A 13,440-nucleotide genomic window follows, 5' to 3' on the forward strand; every position below is an offset into this window, starting at 1 on the left:
TTCTTTGTGAGTGAGCTCGAGATGGTGCAGTGTCTCGAAAGCGTGGGCTTCCTGGTGGAGGAGATCCACACGCGCACTTCGCCGCGACATCGAGATCATCTGGCGATCGTGGCGCGGAGGCCGTAATGATCTGAGATGGGTGCGGAACGTTTCAACTTTGGGGCTTACCGTGAAGGGCGGCCCCGCAAATTCAGGTGCCTCCGCCGCGCTCGGGCCCCAATGTTGCACGGAACCGCCCACTTTCCGCGGCGAATCACGGCCGGTACTTGAGAACATCTCCTGGCTGACATTCCAAGACACGGCAAATTGCTTCTAGAGTACTGAACCTAATGGCCTTGGCCCGGCCGTTTTTGAGGACGAATATATTGGCTGGCGTGATACCCACGGCGTCTGCAAGCTCCGCCACGGTGAGTTGACGTTGGGCGAGTAGTTCATCCAGCGCGACTTCGATTCGCATTAGATAACCCGAGACATTTCTTCTTCCGCCGAAGTCGCGCGCCGCAACAGTGAATACATGGCCACGAGTGTGCAATTCAGGGTCACTCCCACTAGTGCTAGAACGAGCAAACTATACATGGGGCCCGGCGGAGCCAGCTTACTGATAAAAAGGCCGACAAATGCGGCAAGAGTCAAAACGGTAGCAGCCAGTGTTGTCCAAATGAGCGCCTTGACCCAAGGAAACGCGCGCTTGGAGAAGATGTCTGTATCAAGGCTCAACGAAAGGAGTTTCCACAGAACTACTGCAAACAATTGTCCACACCCAATGAGCGCGATACCCCAAGCAACGGCCGGGACAGCGGCCCACCGTAGGTCCGGTTCCATCTGGACTTCACTCGATACAAGACTTGGCAAAAGCACCTGGAACAGCAAACCCACTAGCACTAAGAGAGCGATGGCAACCTTAGCCGCAAGTGCCGCCACCTTGACGAGGGATCCCATGATCGTCCTATCGTTTATCGATATATCGATAAACGATAGCATAGATGCTTTCGATTCCATGCAGGTGATCAGGCCCGCGGGGTGCGGAACGGTACAACCTTGGGGGCTCATCGTAAGGGGCTACCCCGCAAATTCAGGGGCCTCCGCCGCGCTCGGGCCTCAATGTTGCACGGAACCGCCCGCTAGTCTCGGGCGTTGGTGTCGGTAAAAACCACGGGCTTCCCGAGTGAACGCGCATACTCGATTTCACGTGTCGCTGATTCGCCCAGATAGCCGCCAGGGTTCACGACGAGCACACGATCGGCCAGGTCGATCTTGCGTAGGTGTAGGTCCCCCAAGATCGCTTTTTGCTCCTCATTGACAGGACCGGATTCGACCGGGCTCAGAACAATGACACCGCTCAAGCTCAAGTCACGATTGGCAGCGCGCATCTCATCAAGAAACCGCATTGACCCGCAAATGCACACAATCTCAACTCGTTCTGGCACGCCTCAGTAAATCACGAGTTTTGCCGCAAGGGACGGCGCCCGCATTTCTCGGGCGATTTCTTCGACTGCCACGAGCACATCCATGGACGGGGTGACTTTGCCAGTGAGATAGGAATTGAGCCTGGTACGTGAGGTCCCGATTCGTCCCGCCAACTCGGCCTCTGTCATTTGTGTGCCGTAAAACGCTTCTCGCAATCGCTCCAACGCGATTTGGGCAGGAGTGCGTTCCGCCCTTGCTAACAGTAGTTTCACCAGAGCGACAGTGGACGCCGATTCCGCCGCGTCCAAGGCTTCCTCCAGAGTCGGACGCAAGTCCGAGTTCGCGCGCACGGCGTCAACGAGCTTGCGCCAATCCTTGGCAAAGCCGCGATCTATGGCCGCGAGCATCCCCTCAAAGCCCCACTCCTCAACAGGGTCAGTAGGATTCGAGTCAATATTCCTGAACTTTAGCGCCATCATCTTGCCTCTTTCTACACCAGGCGTTCGGCCAGTTTCCGAGATTCGGCAACCACCTCATCCCAGTCCTGCCAACGACGGATCAACACCTTATATCGAGGAAGTTCCGCAATGCTCATCCCATCCTTTGGTGCGGGAGCGACGAGTTGCCGCGCCAGTTGCGAGCGTACCGAGTCATCCTCGGGCGATCTCATCCACGGTGGGCACCGTGATGACCGACCGGGAAGGGAGCTCCACTTGTTGCACTTCTAGCGGTCGCGCCCTGATCAGCTGCCGAACGCCCGCTTCTATTCCGCCAAGTTCCCCAAAGATAATCTTGCCCGCGTCGTAGTCAGGCTGTATCACTTTTGATACATCACTTGTCTCGTGTCGGAAAGGCCTATTCGGCCCCGAGACCCGCCGCGCTCACCGGGTTCTTGCCGCGCTCGGCCAGCAGCTCGTTCAAGATGCGCAAATCGAATAACCCGGTGACATCGGCATCCTTCGTCACTCCGGCGGCCACGCCGTTCCGTAGCAGAATCGGGTAAAGCGACGCGTTCGGGTCGGCGGTGAACGCTAAATTCTGCACCGACGTCTCCAGCACCGAGGGCGGAAGTCCAGCACCGGCAGTTGCCTTGAGCCCGTCGTTGACCACCGAAAGCGTCGCTCCCGGATCGGAACGCAGCCCAGAAACCAACCAATCCTTCGTCTCCAACTCCGCCGCAAGCAACTTCTTTACCGTCGCCGGATACTTCTTCAGAAACTCGGTATTGACCGCAAGCGCAGTAGTCGGAAAGGCGCCGTTCTCCCACAGCGACGACTCATCCACCAAGACCCGCGCCCCCGCTTCCTGCACCAACCGCGTACTCCACGGCTCCGGCAGCCACGCCCCATCGATCGCGCCGTCGCGAAACAGTTGCAACGTCCGGGCGTTGGCCGTTGGATTGATCGTCACATCCGAGCCGCCGGTGGTATCCACCAAGAGCCCGTTTTGCTTGAGCCACACCCGCAGCGCCACGTCCTGCGTGCCACCCAAATTTGGCGTCGCCAGGGTCGCGCCGCGTAAATCCGACGCCGACTTCACCCCCTCACGCACCACCAGTTGCGCCCCACCGGAGGCCGCGCCAGACACAATTCGCACCGATTCCCCGCCGGATTGCACAAAAGAATTGATGGCCGGATTCGGCCCCAAGTACGCCGCATCAATCGCACCGGCGTTCAGCGCTTCCACCGCCGCCGGGCCCGCATTAAAAATCTGCGTTTCCAACCGTGTCGCCCCCAGCGCTGACTGATACTCACCCTTCTGCACCCCGGCCACCGGGAGAGCGTGCGTCACATTGCCGAAGTAACCAAGCCGCAACACCTCCGCATCCCCAGAAGCGGTATCCACCGGAAACTCCGCGAGCGCACCAGCGCCAGCCCCAGCAGCATCAACACCGTCACCCGCCGAAGCAGCATTAGCCGCCAACCGCGCGCCCAAGAACCCCGAACCCACGGCGAGCAAAACCGCTAAGGCAAGGATCGCCGTCGTAATTTCCACCCGGCGCGAGCGCAATATCAGCCCGCGGCGGCGCGGCTCGCGCGGCACCACCTCGATGCGCACGGTTTTGATCGGTTCGCTCATTCAGACCACCATCCCGGCGGCGAGCGTGTTGCCATCGGTCGCGTCAATGACGAGGAACGCGCCGGTCGCGCGGTGGCGGGCGTACGGCTCGACTGGGAGCGCGCTCGCGAGGGTCAGCGTCACGTCGCCGATGTCGTTGAGTTCCAGCGCCTCCGCCGGCGCGAGCTCAAACGAGCCAAGGTCAATCCGCCCGCCGAGACCGCCGATGCGCGCCTGCACCGTCCGCGTGCCGTGTTTGACGAGCACCCGCTGCCCGGTGCGCGCGGGCTTCGGCGACAGCCACGCGAGCCGCGCGCCGATCTCGCGCCGCGGCTCGGGAACCTCACCGACCGCAAGCACGTCACCGCGCGCAATATCCAGGTTGGCATCCAAACGCACGACGACGGACTGGCCCACTCCCGCACGCCCCGCACCGTGGCGCTGGGGTGCTTGGGCGGGCGGGAAGTCGATTGCGGTGACCGTGGCCTGCCCGGCGCGCGTGGGGTCTGCGGGACCTGCGGAAATACTGCCGAGGACGGTGATCTTGTCGCCGGTCGTCAGTGTTCCGGAAACGATTTGCCCGGCGTACCCGCGATAGTCGCGGAACTCGTCCGGGCTGAGCCCGGGAGCGAGGCCACCCTGGGGCCGAATTACGAGTTGGACAGGCATGCGGAAGGGCTCTTGCTCGTCGGTGTGCTCGCGGGCCGGGAGAATTTCTAAGGTGTCCAGCAGTGTGGCGCCGGTGTACCAGGGCGTGCGGTTGGAGGATTCCACCACGTTGTCTCCCTCCAGCGCTGAGATAGGGATGACCGCGATGTCCCCGACCGAGCGGGATGCGGTGTGGTGGCGCGCATAGGCGCTCGCGAGTTCGCGAATATCCGTCTCGATGTGCGCGAAGGTCTCCGCCGAAAAACCGACGAGGTCCATCTTGTTAATCGCAAACACCACGTGCGGCACCCGCAACAATTGGGTGACCGCGAAGTGCCGCCGGGTTTGCTCCTGCACGCCGTTACGGGCGTCCACCAGAATCACCACCGCGTCCGCGGTGGACGCGCCGGTCACGGTGTTCTTGGTGTACTGCACGTGCCCGGGGCAGTCGGCCAGAATAAAGGTTCGCCGCGCAGTGGCGAAGTAGCGGTATGCGACGTCGATGGTGATGCCTTGTTCCCGTTCGGCGCGCAGCCCATCGGTCAAGAGCGCCAAGTCCACGGCCTCCGAGTCCGTACCGCCGAAACCGCGCTCCCGGCTGGTGCGGGAGATCGCGTCGAGTTGGTCGGCCAGGATGGATTTGGAGTCGTGCAGGAGCCGGCCCACGAAGGTGGATTTGCCGTCATCCACCGAACCGGCGGTGGCAAAGCGAAAGAGTGTGCTCATTAGAAGTACCCGTCCCTTTTTCGGTCCTCCATGGCTGCTTCGGAGATCCGGTCATCCGCGCGAGTTGCCCCGCGCTCGGTCAGTGTTGACGCGGCGACCTCGAGGACCACGTCCTGCACAGTGGCCGCTTCGGAAAGTACGGCGCCGGTGCAGGACATGTCCCCCACCGTGCGGTAGCGCACCCGCTGAACGTCCACCCGCTCCGACTCGCGCGGCCGCGAGTACTCCCCCACGGCCATCCACATACCATCACGGCGAAACACCTCCCGCTCATGCGCGTAATAAATGCTCGGCAACTCGATTCCCTCGCGGGCGATGTACCGCCAGATATCGAGCTCGGTCCAATTGCTGATCGGGAACGCGCGCACGTGCTGGCCCGGCGTGTGCCGCCCGTTATACAAGTTCCACAGTTCCGGTCGCTGATTGCGCGGGTCCCACTGGCCGAATTCATCGCGCAGGGACAGGATGCGCTCCTTGGCTCGCGCTTTATCCTCGTCACGGCGCGCGCCACCAAAGACGGCATCGAACCGGTTTGCGGCGATCGCGTCCAGCAGTGGCTGGGTTTGCAACGGATTGCGAGTGCCGTCCGCGCGCTCCACGAGCTCGCCGCGGTCCAGGTAGTCCTGCACACTCGCCACCACGAGGTTGATGCCCAAACGCTCTACCGTGGCATCCCGGAACGCCAGCACCTCCGGGAAGTTGTGGCCGGTATCCACATGCAACACCGGGAACGGGATGTGCGCGGGCCAGAGCGCCTTCGCCGCCAGGTGCAACATCACGACCGAATCCTTGCCGCCAGAAAACAGCATGGCCGGCCGCTCGAACTCGGCCACCACCTCGCGAATAATGTGGATCGACTCCGACTCCAAGGCATCTAAAGTGGCATGGGCGGCGAGGTCGGCACCCGGGTGAGGCACCGCCGTCGTACGTTTTTCCCCGGCGCGCTGGCGCGCCGCGTCTACTACTGTGCTCATACGTGAAGCCCGCATTCTGTTTTGGAGGTACCCGCCCAGCGACCGGAGCGGGGGTCTTCGCCGGGGGCGACCGGGCGTGTGCACGGTTCGCAGCCGATCGAGGGGTAGCCGAAGTCCAGCAGCAAGTTGAGCGGGGCGTCGTGTTTGTGTGCGTAATCCATGAGTTCGTCGAAGGTCCAGGCTGCCAGCGGGTTGACCTTGATCAGGCCGTTCTTCTCATCCCAAGTCACCAGCGGCGTGTTGGCGCGGGTGGGGGCTTCGTCGCGGCGCACCCCGGTGATCCACACCCGGTAGTTTTGTAGCGATGTGTGTAGCGGGGCGACCTTGCGCAGTTGGCAGCAGAGCGCAGGGTTGGTGGCATAGAGGTCCTTGCCGTGCTGCGCGTCCTGCTCCGCGACGGTGAGTTCGGGGAGCACGTCCACAACGTTGACGTCCAGCCGCTCGGCAACCACGTCCCGGGTTATGCGCGTCTCGGTGAAGTGGTAGCCGGTGTCTAGAAAAAGCACGTCAACGCCGGGCAGGTGCTCGGCTACCAGGTGGGGCAGGACCGCGTCCGCCATCGAGCATGCGACGGCCACCTCGCTGGGCTTGAAATGCTCGGCGAGCCATTGCAGAAGTTCGACGGCGCGTGGCTCGCTTTCGCCGTTCTCTTGCCTTTCGCCGAGGTGCTTTGCGTAATTGTCCGCGAGTGCGCGGTCTGTGGTGGTCGTGCTCATGTGAGTGACTCCTCGTCAGCGCGGTGGGCCCAGTGGGCGAATGTTTCGTGTGGGTCTTTGGTCGCGAGGTAGCGGCGCACGATTTTTTCGACGTAGTCGGGAAGGTTCTCGGCGGTGACCTTGAGGCCGCGTACCGTGCGGCCGAGCCCCGCCTCTTCCCGGGTGTTTGAGGCCAGCCCGCCGCCCAAGTGGACTTGGAAGCCGGGGGTTTGGCCACCGTCCGCATCGGGGAGCAGTTGGCCCTTGAGCCCGATGTCTGCGGTTTGGATGCGTGCGCAAGAGTTGGGGCAGCCGTTGACGTGCAGGGTGATCGGGGTGTCGAGCTCGATCCCGGCGAGGCGGCGCTCAAGTTCTGCGATCGCTTCGGTCGCGGTGATTTTGGATTCGACGATGGCGAGTTTGCAGTATTCGATGCCGGTGCAGGCGATGGTGGAGCGCCGGAAGGGCGAGGGCTTGGCGGTGAGGCCGAGTTCTTCGGTGCGCTTGAGGACGGTGTCAACGCTGTCGGCGGGAATGTCCAAGAGCACAAGCTTTTGGTGCGGGGTGGTGCGCAGTCGCGTGGAGCCGTGGGCTCCGAGAATGTCGGCGAGCGCGATGAGTTTTTCGCCGCTCACGCGACCGACGGTGGGGGTCACGCCGATGAAGGTGCGGCCGTCTTTTTGTGGGTGGACGCCGACGTGGTCCCCCGGCGTGGTGGGTTGCGCAGGCGGCGGGCCGTCGGGAAGCGAATAGCCCAGGTATTCGTCTTCGAGGACCTGGCGGAACTTTTCCGGGCCCCAGTCGGCGAGGAGGAACTTCAGGCGGGCTTTGTTCCGCAGGCGGCGGTAGCCGTAGTCGCGGAAGATGGAGGTGACGCCGACCCAAACATCGGCCGCTTGTTCTTGGGAGACGAAGACGCCGAGGCGTTCGGCGAGCCGTGGCGCTACCGAGAGGCCGCCGCCGACCCAGAGGTCGTACCCGGGGCCGTGCTCGGGGTGGTCAATGCCGACGAGGGATATGTCGTTAATCTCGTGGACGACGTCCTGGCTCGGGTGCCCGGTGATGGCGGTCTTGAATTTGCGGGGCAGGTTAGCCAGTTCCTTGTCGCCGATGAATCGGGCGGCAAGTTCCTCGATGACCGGGGTTGGGTCGATGATTTCGTCTTGGGCGATGCCGGCGACCGGGGAGCCGAGGATCACGCGCGGGACGTCGCCGCATGCCTCGGTGGTGGACAGGCCGACCGCTTCCAAGCGGCGCCAAATTTCGGGAACGTCTTCGACTTGTACCCAGTGGAGCTGGATGTTCTGCCGATCGGTGAGATCGGCGGAATTGCGGGCGAAGTCCACGGAAATCTGCCCGATGGTGCGCAATTGCTGTGTGGTCAGTGCGCCTCCGTCGATGCGGACGCGAAGCATAAAGTATTTGTCTTCAAGCTCTTCCGGGCTCAGCGTGGCCGTCTTCCCGCCGTCAATGCCGGGCTTCCGCTGCGTGTAAAGACCCCACCATCGGAAGCGGCCGTGCAGGTCATCCGGGTCAATCGAGTCGAAACCCTTTTTGGAGTAGACCTGTTCGATGCGCTCGCGGACGTTGAGACCGTTGTCCTCTTGCTTGAACGCTTCGTTCGCGTTCAGCGGGGTGGTGCCGTCGATTTTCCACTGCCCGTTGGGGCGCGCTTTGCGTTCCGGACGCGCGGAGCTTGCGCTGCCCTCGCGGCGTTTGGAGGTGGAGGTGTCGCTGGCGGTCAGGCTCATGCAAAGAGCGTATGGGCAGTGCCTGGCGGTGATGAAGCTCGGCTACACGCCCCGTCACGGTGTGACACATTTTGTAACGTAGAAGATTTCATTGATCGAAATCAAAGAATGACCTGCACCTACGTGCGGATTGAAAGCGCGGATACACGGTCAGTTCATCTGACTCAGACGCAATTTAAGCTGATCTCTAACAAATTCCGACAAACCATCGAAGTCAGGGAACAACGTGGCAACACTAATGCCAAAAAGTCGATTCAGATTGTCCTTGATACGCTCCTTGGCATCTCTTTGGATTCGAAGCGTGTAAGTAGGCGCCCAGGTTCGCATTCGTCCGGAGTTGAAGGAAATACCTGCATCAACATTCATAAACTTCATGTACACGGACCCCGTAGAATAATGATCCGCCATCTTCCAGTTGTCGTTTGGCTTCGACGAATTCACTTTTCGAAACGAAGATTGGTACCGTTGGTCCGACATGGGAACGCCATCTAACACAAATGCGGCCTGTTGGGCCGAGAAACGCGGATCATCTCCCGTTGGAATCCAAATTCTTCGGAATTGTCCGTTCCCCCAACGATTATCGTCTCTAATGTGATTGTTCTGCCACTCAAACCAAAATGGACGCCCGTTCCAATCCGACATCTCGTTCGGTTGCTCGGCTTTGTCAGACTGACCAAAGGCAAATATTCTCCCGTCACCTCTTGGATCCTCTACAGCGAAGTAACTCGCCACTAAAACACTTTTAGATACATCGATTAGTCGCGTTGGTGCGCCATGGTGTTGCAAGTAAGCGAGTCGATCTAGAGCGTTCAAACGATTCATCATTGGGATCCCAGCCAGCAATTCAAGCGTCTCTTTTTCTGCAGCTTGTATGGAATCTTCTCTGGGGTATGATTGTATAGCTACGTCATAACTGTCGTGATTTGGATCAAGTACGCACCCAGAGGATTCAGCGACCAGTCGATAAAGGTTCGAGTGCACTCCCCAACGACTGTCGCTTTGTCCGCGCCAGAAAATGGGCTGATTCGGGTCTATTTCGCATACTTTATTCGCAAAATCTATAATTTCACTTAGGCTATTCGCTGTTGCCTCATGCTCATAGTAAATCGACTGAGGGCTCTGAAAATCATCAGAGCGCCTCAACGGGTTAGAATGCAACGCCATAATTGAGATTCTATGCTTTGGGGAATTGTTTAGTCTAGAGACTCCTCGTAGCGTTCGAGAACGAGGTCGGCCAGATTCTCGTTGGGCAAGAGCGGCGGGGTCACACCGACCGCTCCGGCGGCGTTCGCTTCCTCGACAATGCGGTCGTAGAACACGCCGTGCGCCAACAAATACGCTGCGACCGCGACATTCTCCACCTCCCGATGCGCCTTCTGGATGGCCTCGGTCACCGTGGGAGAGTCAGAGGCCGCAAATCCCAAGATGATCGGAACGGACACCAACAAGGAAAGCTCCGCGGCAATTTCCTCCATGGCTTCCCGAGCGGCTGGGTCGGAACTGCCTGCGGAAGCCAGCACCACGCCGTCGTAATTCATGTCCGCAAGGTGATCTGCCAAGGCTTGGATGAGGCAGGGATCCGGGCCCAAGGGCTCGGCGGCAACCGAACCGCTCGCGGCGGCGGCCTCGGCGATGTCGGTTTTGACGTGGTATCCGGTGGTGAGCAAGAGCGGGACGATGACCGATCCGGGATTGGCGGCCGCGACGTCGGCGACCCGCGGTTCTTGAACATCGACGTACGCCTCCAGGACCGTGAGATCGGGGCGGCGAGTCGCGATCTGGGCGCGGAGATCGGCGATGGCCTGCTGGCCGGTGGGGCTGTCGGTGCCGTGAGAAGCGGCGATGAGAGTGCTCATGATGTGAGCCTATACCCGGGTGCGCGGCCGTGGATGCCGAGTGTGACGCAGGTCGCGCGGGCGGGCGAACTACACTTGCTCTGGAGGTAATTCATGGGTGTTGGGGTGCAGTTGGTCTTTGACCTGCTGGGCGTGTTTTTCTTCGCGATGTCCGGGTCTTTGCTGGCGGGGCGCAAGGGGTTTGACCTGATTGGGTCGTTGCTGTTGGGGTCGCTCGCGGGGCTGGGCGGCGGGGTGGCGCGGGATGTGATTATTGGTGCGCCAATCGCGGCGTTCACGAATCCGCTGTACCTGATTCCGCCGGTGGTTGCCGCGCTGGTGGTCTATTTTCTGTGGGACGGGATTCGGCGGTTTCAGCGCTGGCTGGTCATTTTTGATGCCGGCGGGCTCGCACTGTTTTGCGTGACCGGGACCGTGAAATCGCTCGAATTTGGGATGCATCCGGTGGCGTCGGTGCTGCTGGGGGTGACGACGGCGGTCGGCGGCGGTGTGCTGCGTGATATCACCGCCCGCGAGGTGCCAACGCTCTTTGACGCGCGGGACCTTTACGCGGTGCCGGCGTTTTTCGGTGCGGCGCTGACGGCGGTGCTCGTGGGGCTTGGCTGGTTCAACACCTGGACGATGCTGGTGGTCGTGGTGTTGGTCTTTAGTTTTCGGGTGGCCGCGTGGCGTTTCCAATGGAGTGCGCCGCGGGCGGTGTGGAAGCATTCAGAAGAGCAGGTCTAGGAAAGGCGAAGGCAATGGCCGAGGTGTTTTTGGAAAAGTTCAAGTCCCTGGTGCCCACCTACTTGGGGGAACCGTGGAATGAGGCCGACGGTGTGCGCCCGGATGAACTCGACGAACTGCTCGCCGTCCCGGTGCCGCTGGCGTTGCGGGAGTTTTATCTCGCCGTGGGCGCCAGTGAACTGATGGAGGCCGGCTACTTCGTGTGGGATCCAGAAGAGTTGGAACTCGACGACGGGTATCTGCTGTTCATGGAGGACGAGGGCGAAACCTTTACCTGGGGGTTTGCGCCGGGAGCGGCGGATGTGGTGGATCCGATCGTGTGGCGGCGCAAAAGCGGCGGCGAATGGGTGTCTGAAGAGGGGACGTTCAGCGAGTTCATGACCGATATGTTTGAGGGCGCGCTGACGTAACAGCGTGGTTCACAATTTCTGCACAACTTTCGTTGGACCCAAGCGCATAATGCCTAGTCACACGCTTGCAACGTCGTCTAGCAGGCGAAAATTGGCTCAAAGTTGTGCAGATCTTGCGGCTTTGAGTGCCGCCAACACCGTCGGTACCACAAGCCCCTGCATAAGGTCTTCGAAAGTGAATCTCACGTAACGAAGCCCCGCGATCAGCGCCGCATTATTGCGACGGCGGTCTTCACGGAAGGTTTGCCTCGTGGAGTGGAACTCGAAGCCGTCGAGCTCAACAATGAGGATGCCTTCCACAAAGAGGTCGACTTGACCGATTCCCGGTATTTTGCGTTGAGTCTCGACCCTGAGCCCAGCCTGTTCCAGCTCATAACGCGCGATAGTCTCCATGATCGATTGACTAGCCCTGACGATGCGATGTACCAATGTTCGGAGCCGACCGTTGCGGTTTCCCGGCAACGCGGCCAACAGTTCATCGATGTGGACACGGCCAAGGATCACTGCGGATTCGGCGATCGCCAAAGCCTCGGGTTCTGGCAGACAGCGTAGGGCATGAACCACGCAATCCAACACCGAAACCGCATCACTTCTCGGGGGAAGCTGTTGCAAGAGCTTCCGTGAATGGGGTGGATTCGATGACTCTCGCGGTGTCCAAAGGTGGAGTTCGGAACGTGGTAGCGTCCACAAACCGTAGAATTTTGCCGCCGTATGGCACGTAATTCGAGCGCCGAGCTTGGCAACCAGGAGCTGGTGATCAGGTGCCCCCGCGGCGAGGTACCGACCATTTTTTGGCCGGTTTATGGCGCCACTCAATACCCGTTTACGTATTTCCCACGCAGTGAATCCGCTATCCAGCAGTTCTTGAAGCGTGGCAGATTCGGCACGAAACTCATTGTTCATGGGGCAATCTTGGCGAAGTCGAGACCGCGCTGCGGCACGATTCGCCCGCCCTGTGGATAAGTCCCCTCACCATTTCGGCACAACTTTGACGCTACCCAAGCGCAAAACGCCTAGTCAGAAGCGTTCAAAGGCACAAAATGACGCCAAAGTTGCGCAAAGATTGCGGGGGCCTGTGGAGGAGCAGCCGCAACCCTACTTTTCCCGGTCCACCACCGCACGCGCAAAGTCGGTCAACGCCGCTTTCACGGTCCCCTCGGGCAGCCCGTCCAGCGCGTCCACAGCCCGCTGCGACCAGGACCGTGCCACATCCCACGCCTCATCGATAACCGGGTGATCCCCCACCGCGGCGACGGCTGCACGCAGCGCTTCGTCCCCGCTCAGGTCTTCATCGACTAATTCCAGCACCAACTGCGCCGACCGGTCGCCAGCGGCGGCGGCCCGGCGCAACAACAACACCGGCAACGTCGGAACGCCTTCGCGCAGATCCGTGCCCTGGGTTTTGCCGGATTCCACGCTCACAAAATCAATCACGTCATCGGCCAGCTGGAACGCCACACCCACGGCCTCACCGTATGCGACCATCACATCCACATATTCGCGGGGCGCTCCCGCCAAGAGCGCACCCAACTGACCGGACGCGGCCACCAAAGAGCCGGTCTTGTCGGCAAGAACAGAGATGTAGTGCTCCAGCGGGTCCTCGTCTTGCGGCCCCACGGTCTCGTGCAGTTGCCCTAGGCACAGCCGTTCAAATGTTCTGGCCTGAATCCGCAGCGCCTCTGCGCCCAGCTCCGACACCAGAATCGAGGCCCGCGCAAATATCAGGTCTCCGGTCAAGATCGCCACGGAATTACCCCACACCGAATGCGCGGTCGGCGCACCGCGGCGCAACGGCGCCGAGTCCATCACGTCATCGTGATAGAGCGTCGCCAAGTGCGTCAGCTCCACCACCACAGCGGCCTGCACCACTTGCGGCGCGGACGCATCACCCAAGTGGGAAGCCAAAATCGTCAAAAGTGGACGAATCCGTTTGCCCCCGGCCTCCACCAAGTGACGCGAGGTCGCATCGGCGAACGGATCCGAGTTAGAGATCGCCTCCAACAACCGCTTTTCCACCCGCGCCAAAGACGTCGAAACCGCGGGTCCAATCGAAGGGTCCTCGGCAATCAGCACAAACCCCGCAGGCAGGCGCAAAGCCGCCGCCAACTCTCCAGTCACGGGAGCGGGCTCTTCGTTTTCCGGCCGATGTCCGGCGTGGATCCATGGTTCGCTAGCGGAAGTCACCATCT

At 61.0% G+C, this 13,440-nt stretch carries 17 protein-coding genes; 3 read left to right on the forward strand and 14 right to left on the reverse strand.

All coding sequences use genetic code 11. The features are described from left to right. Positions 1–253: 253 nt before the first annotated feature. From O148_RS0101050 to O148_RS0101110, 12 genes are all read right to left on the reverse strand, one after another. Positions 254–457 carry a helix-turn-helix domain-containing protein gene (locus O148_RS0101050; RefSeq protein ID WP_026529441.1) on the reverse strand — a complete coding sequence of 68 codons (204 nt, stop codon included), beginning with the start codon at positions 455–457 and terminating at the stop codon, positions 254–256. After that, the gene (locus O148_RS0101055; protein ID WP_169737484.1) at positions 457–939 is read right to left on the reverse strand and encodes a DUF2975 domain-containing protein; all 483 of its coding nucleotides are present in this window, start codon (positions 937–939) and stop codon (positions 457–459) included. Before O148_RS0101055 ends, O148_RS0101050 begins: the two co-directional genes overlap by 1 nt. Before the next feature lie 182 nt (positions 940–1,121). Continuing rightward, entirely contained in the window at positions 1,122–1,370 is a 249-nt protein-coding gene (locus O148_RS0101060) for a hypothetical protein (RefSeq protein WP_420805730.1), read from the reverse strand. A gap of 60 nt (positions 1,371–1,430) precedes the next feature. Next, a complete protein-coding gene (locus tag O148_RS14045; RefSeq protein ID WP_075204246.1) occupies positions 1,431–1,883 on the reverse strand; it encodes a helix-turn-helix domain-containing protein in 453 nt (150 codons plus the stop codon). A gap of 174 nt (positions 1,884–2,057) precedes the next feature. After that, positions 2,058–2,228, reverse strand: coding sequence for a hypothetical protein (locus tag O148_RS17885; protein WP_169737485.1), 171 nt, complete (start codon positions 2,226–2,228; stop codon positions 2,058–2,060). A 34-nt stretch (positions 2,229–2,262) separates the two neighbouring features. Then, positions 2,263–3,486, reverse strand: coding sequence for an ABC transporter substrate-binding protein (locus O148_RS0101080; RefSeq protein WP_026529444.1), 1,224 nt, complete (start codon positions 3,484–3,486; stop codon positions 2,263–2,265). Further along, on the reverse strand, positions 3,487–4,839 hold the full coding sequence (locus tag O148_RS0101085) for a sulfate adenylyltransferase subunit 1 (RefSeq protein ID WP_026529445.1): 1,353 nt from the start codon (positions 4,837–4,839) through the stop codon (positions 3,487–3,489). It lies immediately after the preceding gene. Next, positions 4,839–5,813 (reverse strand): sulfate adenylyltransferase subunit CysD, encoded by a 975-nt coding sequence (cysD, locus tag O148_RS0101090; RefSeq protein WP_084156902.1) that lies wholly within the window; start codon positions 5,811–5,813, stop codon positions 4,839–4,841. The genes O148_RS0101085 and cysD overlap by 1 nt, the downstream gene beginning before the upstream one ends. Continuing rightward, positions 5,810–6,529: a phosphoadenylyl-sulfate reductase gene (locus O148_RS0101095; RefSeq protein ID WP_026529447.1), complete on the reverse strand. Its 720-nt coding sequence runs from the start codon at positions 6,527–6,529 to the stop codon at positions 5,810–5,812. The genes cysD and O148_RS0101095 overlap by 4 nt, the downstream gene beginning before the upstream one ends. Then, complete coding sequence (locus O148_RS0101100; RefSeq protein WP_026529448.1) at positions 6,526–8,259, reverse strand: nitrite/sulfite reductase; 1,734 nt, start codon at positions 8,257–8,259, stop codon at positions 6,526–6,528. The genes O148_RS0101095 and O148_RS0101100 overlap by 4 nt, the downstream gene beginning before the upstream one ends. Before the next feature lie 150 nt (positions 8,260–8,409). Next, positions 8,410–9,423 carry an FRG domain-containing protein gene (locus tag O148_RS17295; RefSeq protein ID WP_075204229.1) on the reverse strand — a complete coding sequence of 338 codons (1,014 nt, stop codon included), beginning with the start codon at positions 9,421–9,423 and terminating at the stop codon, positions 8,410–8,412. A 29-nt stretch (positions 9,424–9,452) separates the two neighbouring features. Further along, positions 9,453–10,115: a sirohydrochlorin chelatase gene (locus tag O148_RS0101110; protein WP_026529449.1), complete on the reverse strand. Its 663-nt coding sequence runs from the start codon at positions 10,113–10,115 to the stop codon at positions 9,453–9,455. Between the two features lie 93 nt (positions 10,116–10,208). Between O148_RS0101110 and O148_RS0101115 the strand changes: the two genes are divergently transcribed. Further along, positions 10,209–10,841 (forward strand): trimeric intracellular cation channel family protein, encoded by a 633-nt coding sequence (locus O148_RS0101115; RefSeq protein WP_026529450.1) that lies wholly within the window; start codon positions 10,209–10,211, stop codon positions 10,839–10,841. A 14-nt stretch (positions 10,842–10,855) separates the two neighbouring features. Beyond that, complete coding sequence (locus O148_RS0101120; protein WP_026529451.1) at positions 10,856–11,251, forward strand: hypothetical protein; 396 nt, start codon at positions 10,856–10,858, stop codon at positions 11,249–11,251. A gap of 96 nt (positions 11,252–11,347) precedes the next feature. Here the strand turns inward: O148_RS0101120 and O148_RS17645 are convergent, their stop codons facing one another. After that, positions 11,348–11,644, reverse strand: coding sequence for a hypothetical protein (locus O148_RS17645; RefSeq protein ID WP_157374442.1), 297 nt, complete (start codon positions 11,642–11,644; stop codon positions 11,348–11,350). A 6-nt stretch (positions 11,645–11,650) separates the two neighbouring features. Between O148_RS17645 and O148_RS17650 the strand changes: the two genes are divergently transcribed. Further along, entirely contained in the window at positions 11,651–11,803 is a 153-nt protein-coding gene (locus O148_RS17650) for a hypothetical protein (RefSeq protein ID WP_157374443.1), read from the forward strand. Positions 11,804–12,346: 543 nt separating this feature from the next. Here the strand turns inward: O148_RS17650 and O148_RS0101130 are convergent. Continuing rightward, on the reverse strand, positions 12,347–13,438 hold the full coding sequence (locus tag O148_RS0101130; RefSeq protein WP_026529453.1) for a polyprenyl synthetase family protein: 1,092 nt from the start codon (positions 13,436–13,438) through the stop codon (positions 12,347–12,349). Positions 13,439–13,440: the final 2 nt, after the last annotated feature.

It is taken from the genome of Haematomicrobium sanguinis DSM 21259 (genome assembly GCF_000688395.1).
GTDB classification, from domain to species: Bacteria; Actinomycetota; Actinomycetes; order Actinomycetales; family Micrococcaceae; genus Haematomicrobium; species Haematomicrobium sanguinis.

Coding starts and splice junctions, on each gene's coding strand:
- O148_RS0101115 (WP_026529450.1), top strand. CDS start 10,209: ATGGGTGTTGGGGTGCAGTTGGTCTTTGACCTGCTGGGCGTGTTTTTC.
- O148_RS0101110 (WP_026529449.1), bottom strand. CDS start 10,115: ATGAGCACTCTCATCGCCGCTTCTCACGGCACCGACAGCCCCACCGGC.
- cysD (WP_084156902.1), bottom strand. CDS start 5,813: ATGAGCACAGTAGTAGACGCGGCGCGCCAGCGCGCCGGGGAAAAACGT.
- O148_RS0101055 (WP_169737484.1), bottom strand. CDS start 939: ATGGGATCCCTCGTCAAGGTGGCGGCACTTGCGGCTAAGGTTGCCATC.
- O148_RS0101060 (WP_420805730.1), bottom strand. CDS start 1,370: ATGCGCGCTGCCAATCGTGACTTGAGCTTGAGCGGTGTCATTGTTCTG.
- O148_RS17645 (WP_157374442.1), bottom strand. CDS start 11,644: ATGGAGACTATCGCGCGTTATGAGCTGGAACAGGCTGGGCTCAGGGTC.
- O148_RS0101085 (WP_026529445.1), bottom strand. CDS start 4,839: ATGAGCACACTCTTTCGCTTTGCCACCGCCGGTTCGGTGGATGACGGC.
- O148_RS0101095 (WP_026529447.1), bottom strand. CDS start 6,529: ATGAGCACGACCACCACAGACCGCGCACTCGCGGACAATTACGCAAAG.
- O148_RS0101050 (WP_026529441.1), bottom strand. CDS start 457: ATGCGAATCGAAGTCGCGCTGGATGAACTACTCGCCCAACGTCAACTC.
- O148_RS0101120 (WP_026529451.1), top strand. CDS start 10,856: ATGGCCGAGGTGTTTTTGGAAAAGTTCAAGTCCCTGGTGCCCACCTAC.
- O148_RS0101080 (WP_026529444.1), bottom strand. CDS start 3,486: ATGAGCGAACCGATCAAAACCGTGCGCATCGAGGTGGTGCCGCGCGAG.
- O148_RS17295 (WP_075204229.1), bottom strand. CDS start 9,423: ATGGCGTTGCATTCTAACCCGTTGAGGCGCTCTGATGATTTTCAGAGC.
- O148_RS0101130 (WP_026529453.1), bottom strand. CDS start 13,438: ATGGTGACTTCCGCTAGCGAACCATGGATCCACGCCGGACATCGGCCG.
- O148_RS0101100 (WP_026529448.1), bottom strand. CDS start 8,259: ATGAGCCTGACCGCCAGCGACACCTCCACCTCCAAACGCCGCGAGGGC.
- O148_RS14045 (WP_075204246.1), bottom strand. CDS start 1,883: ATGGCGCTAAAGTTCAGGAATATTGACTCGAATCCTACTGACCCTGTT.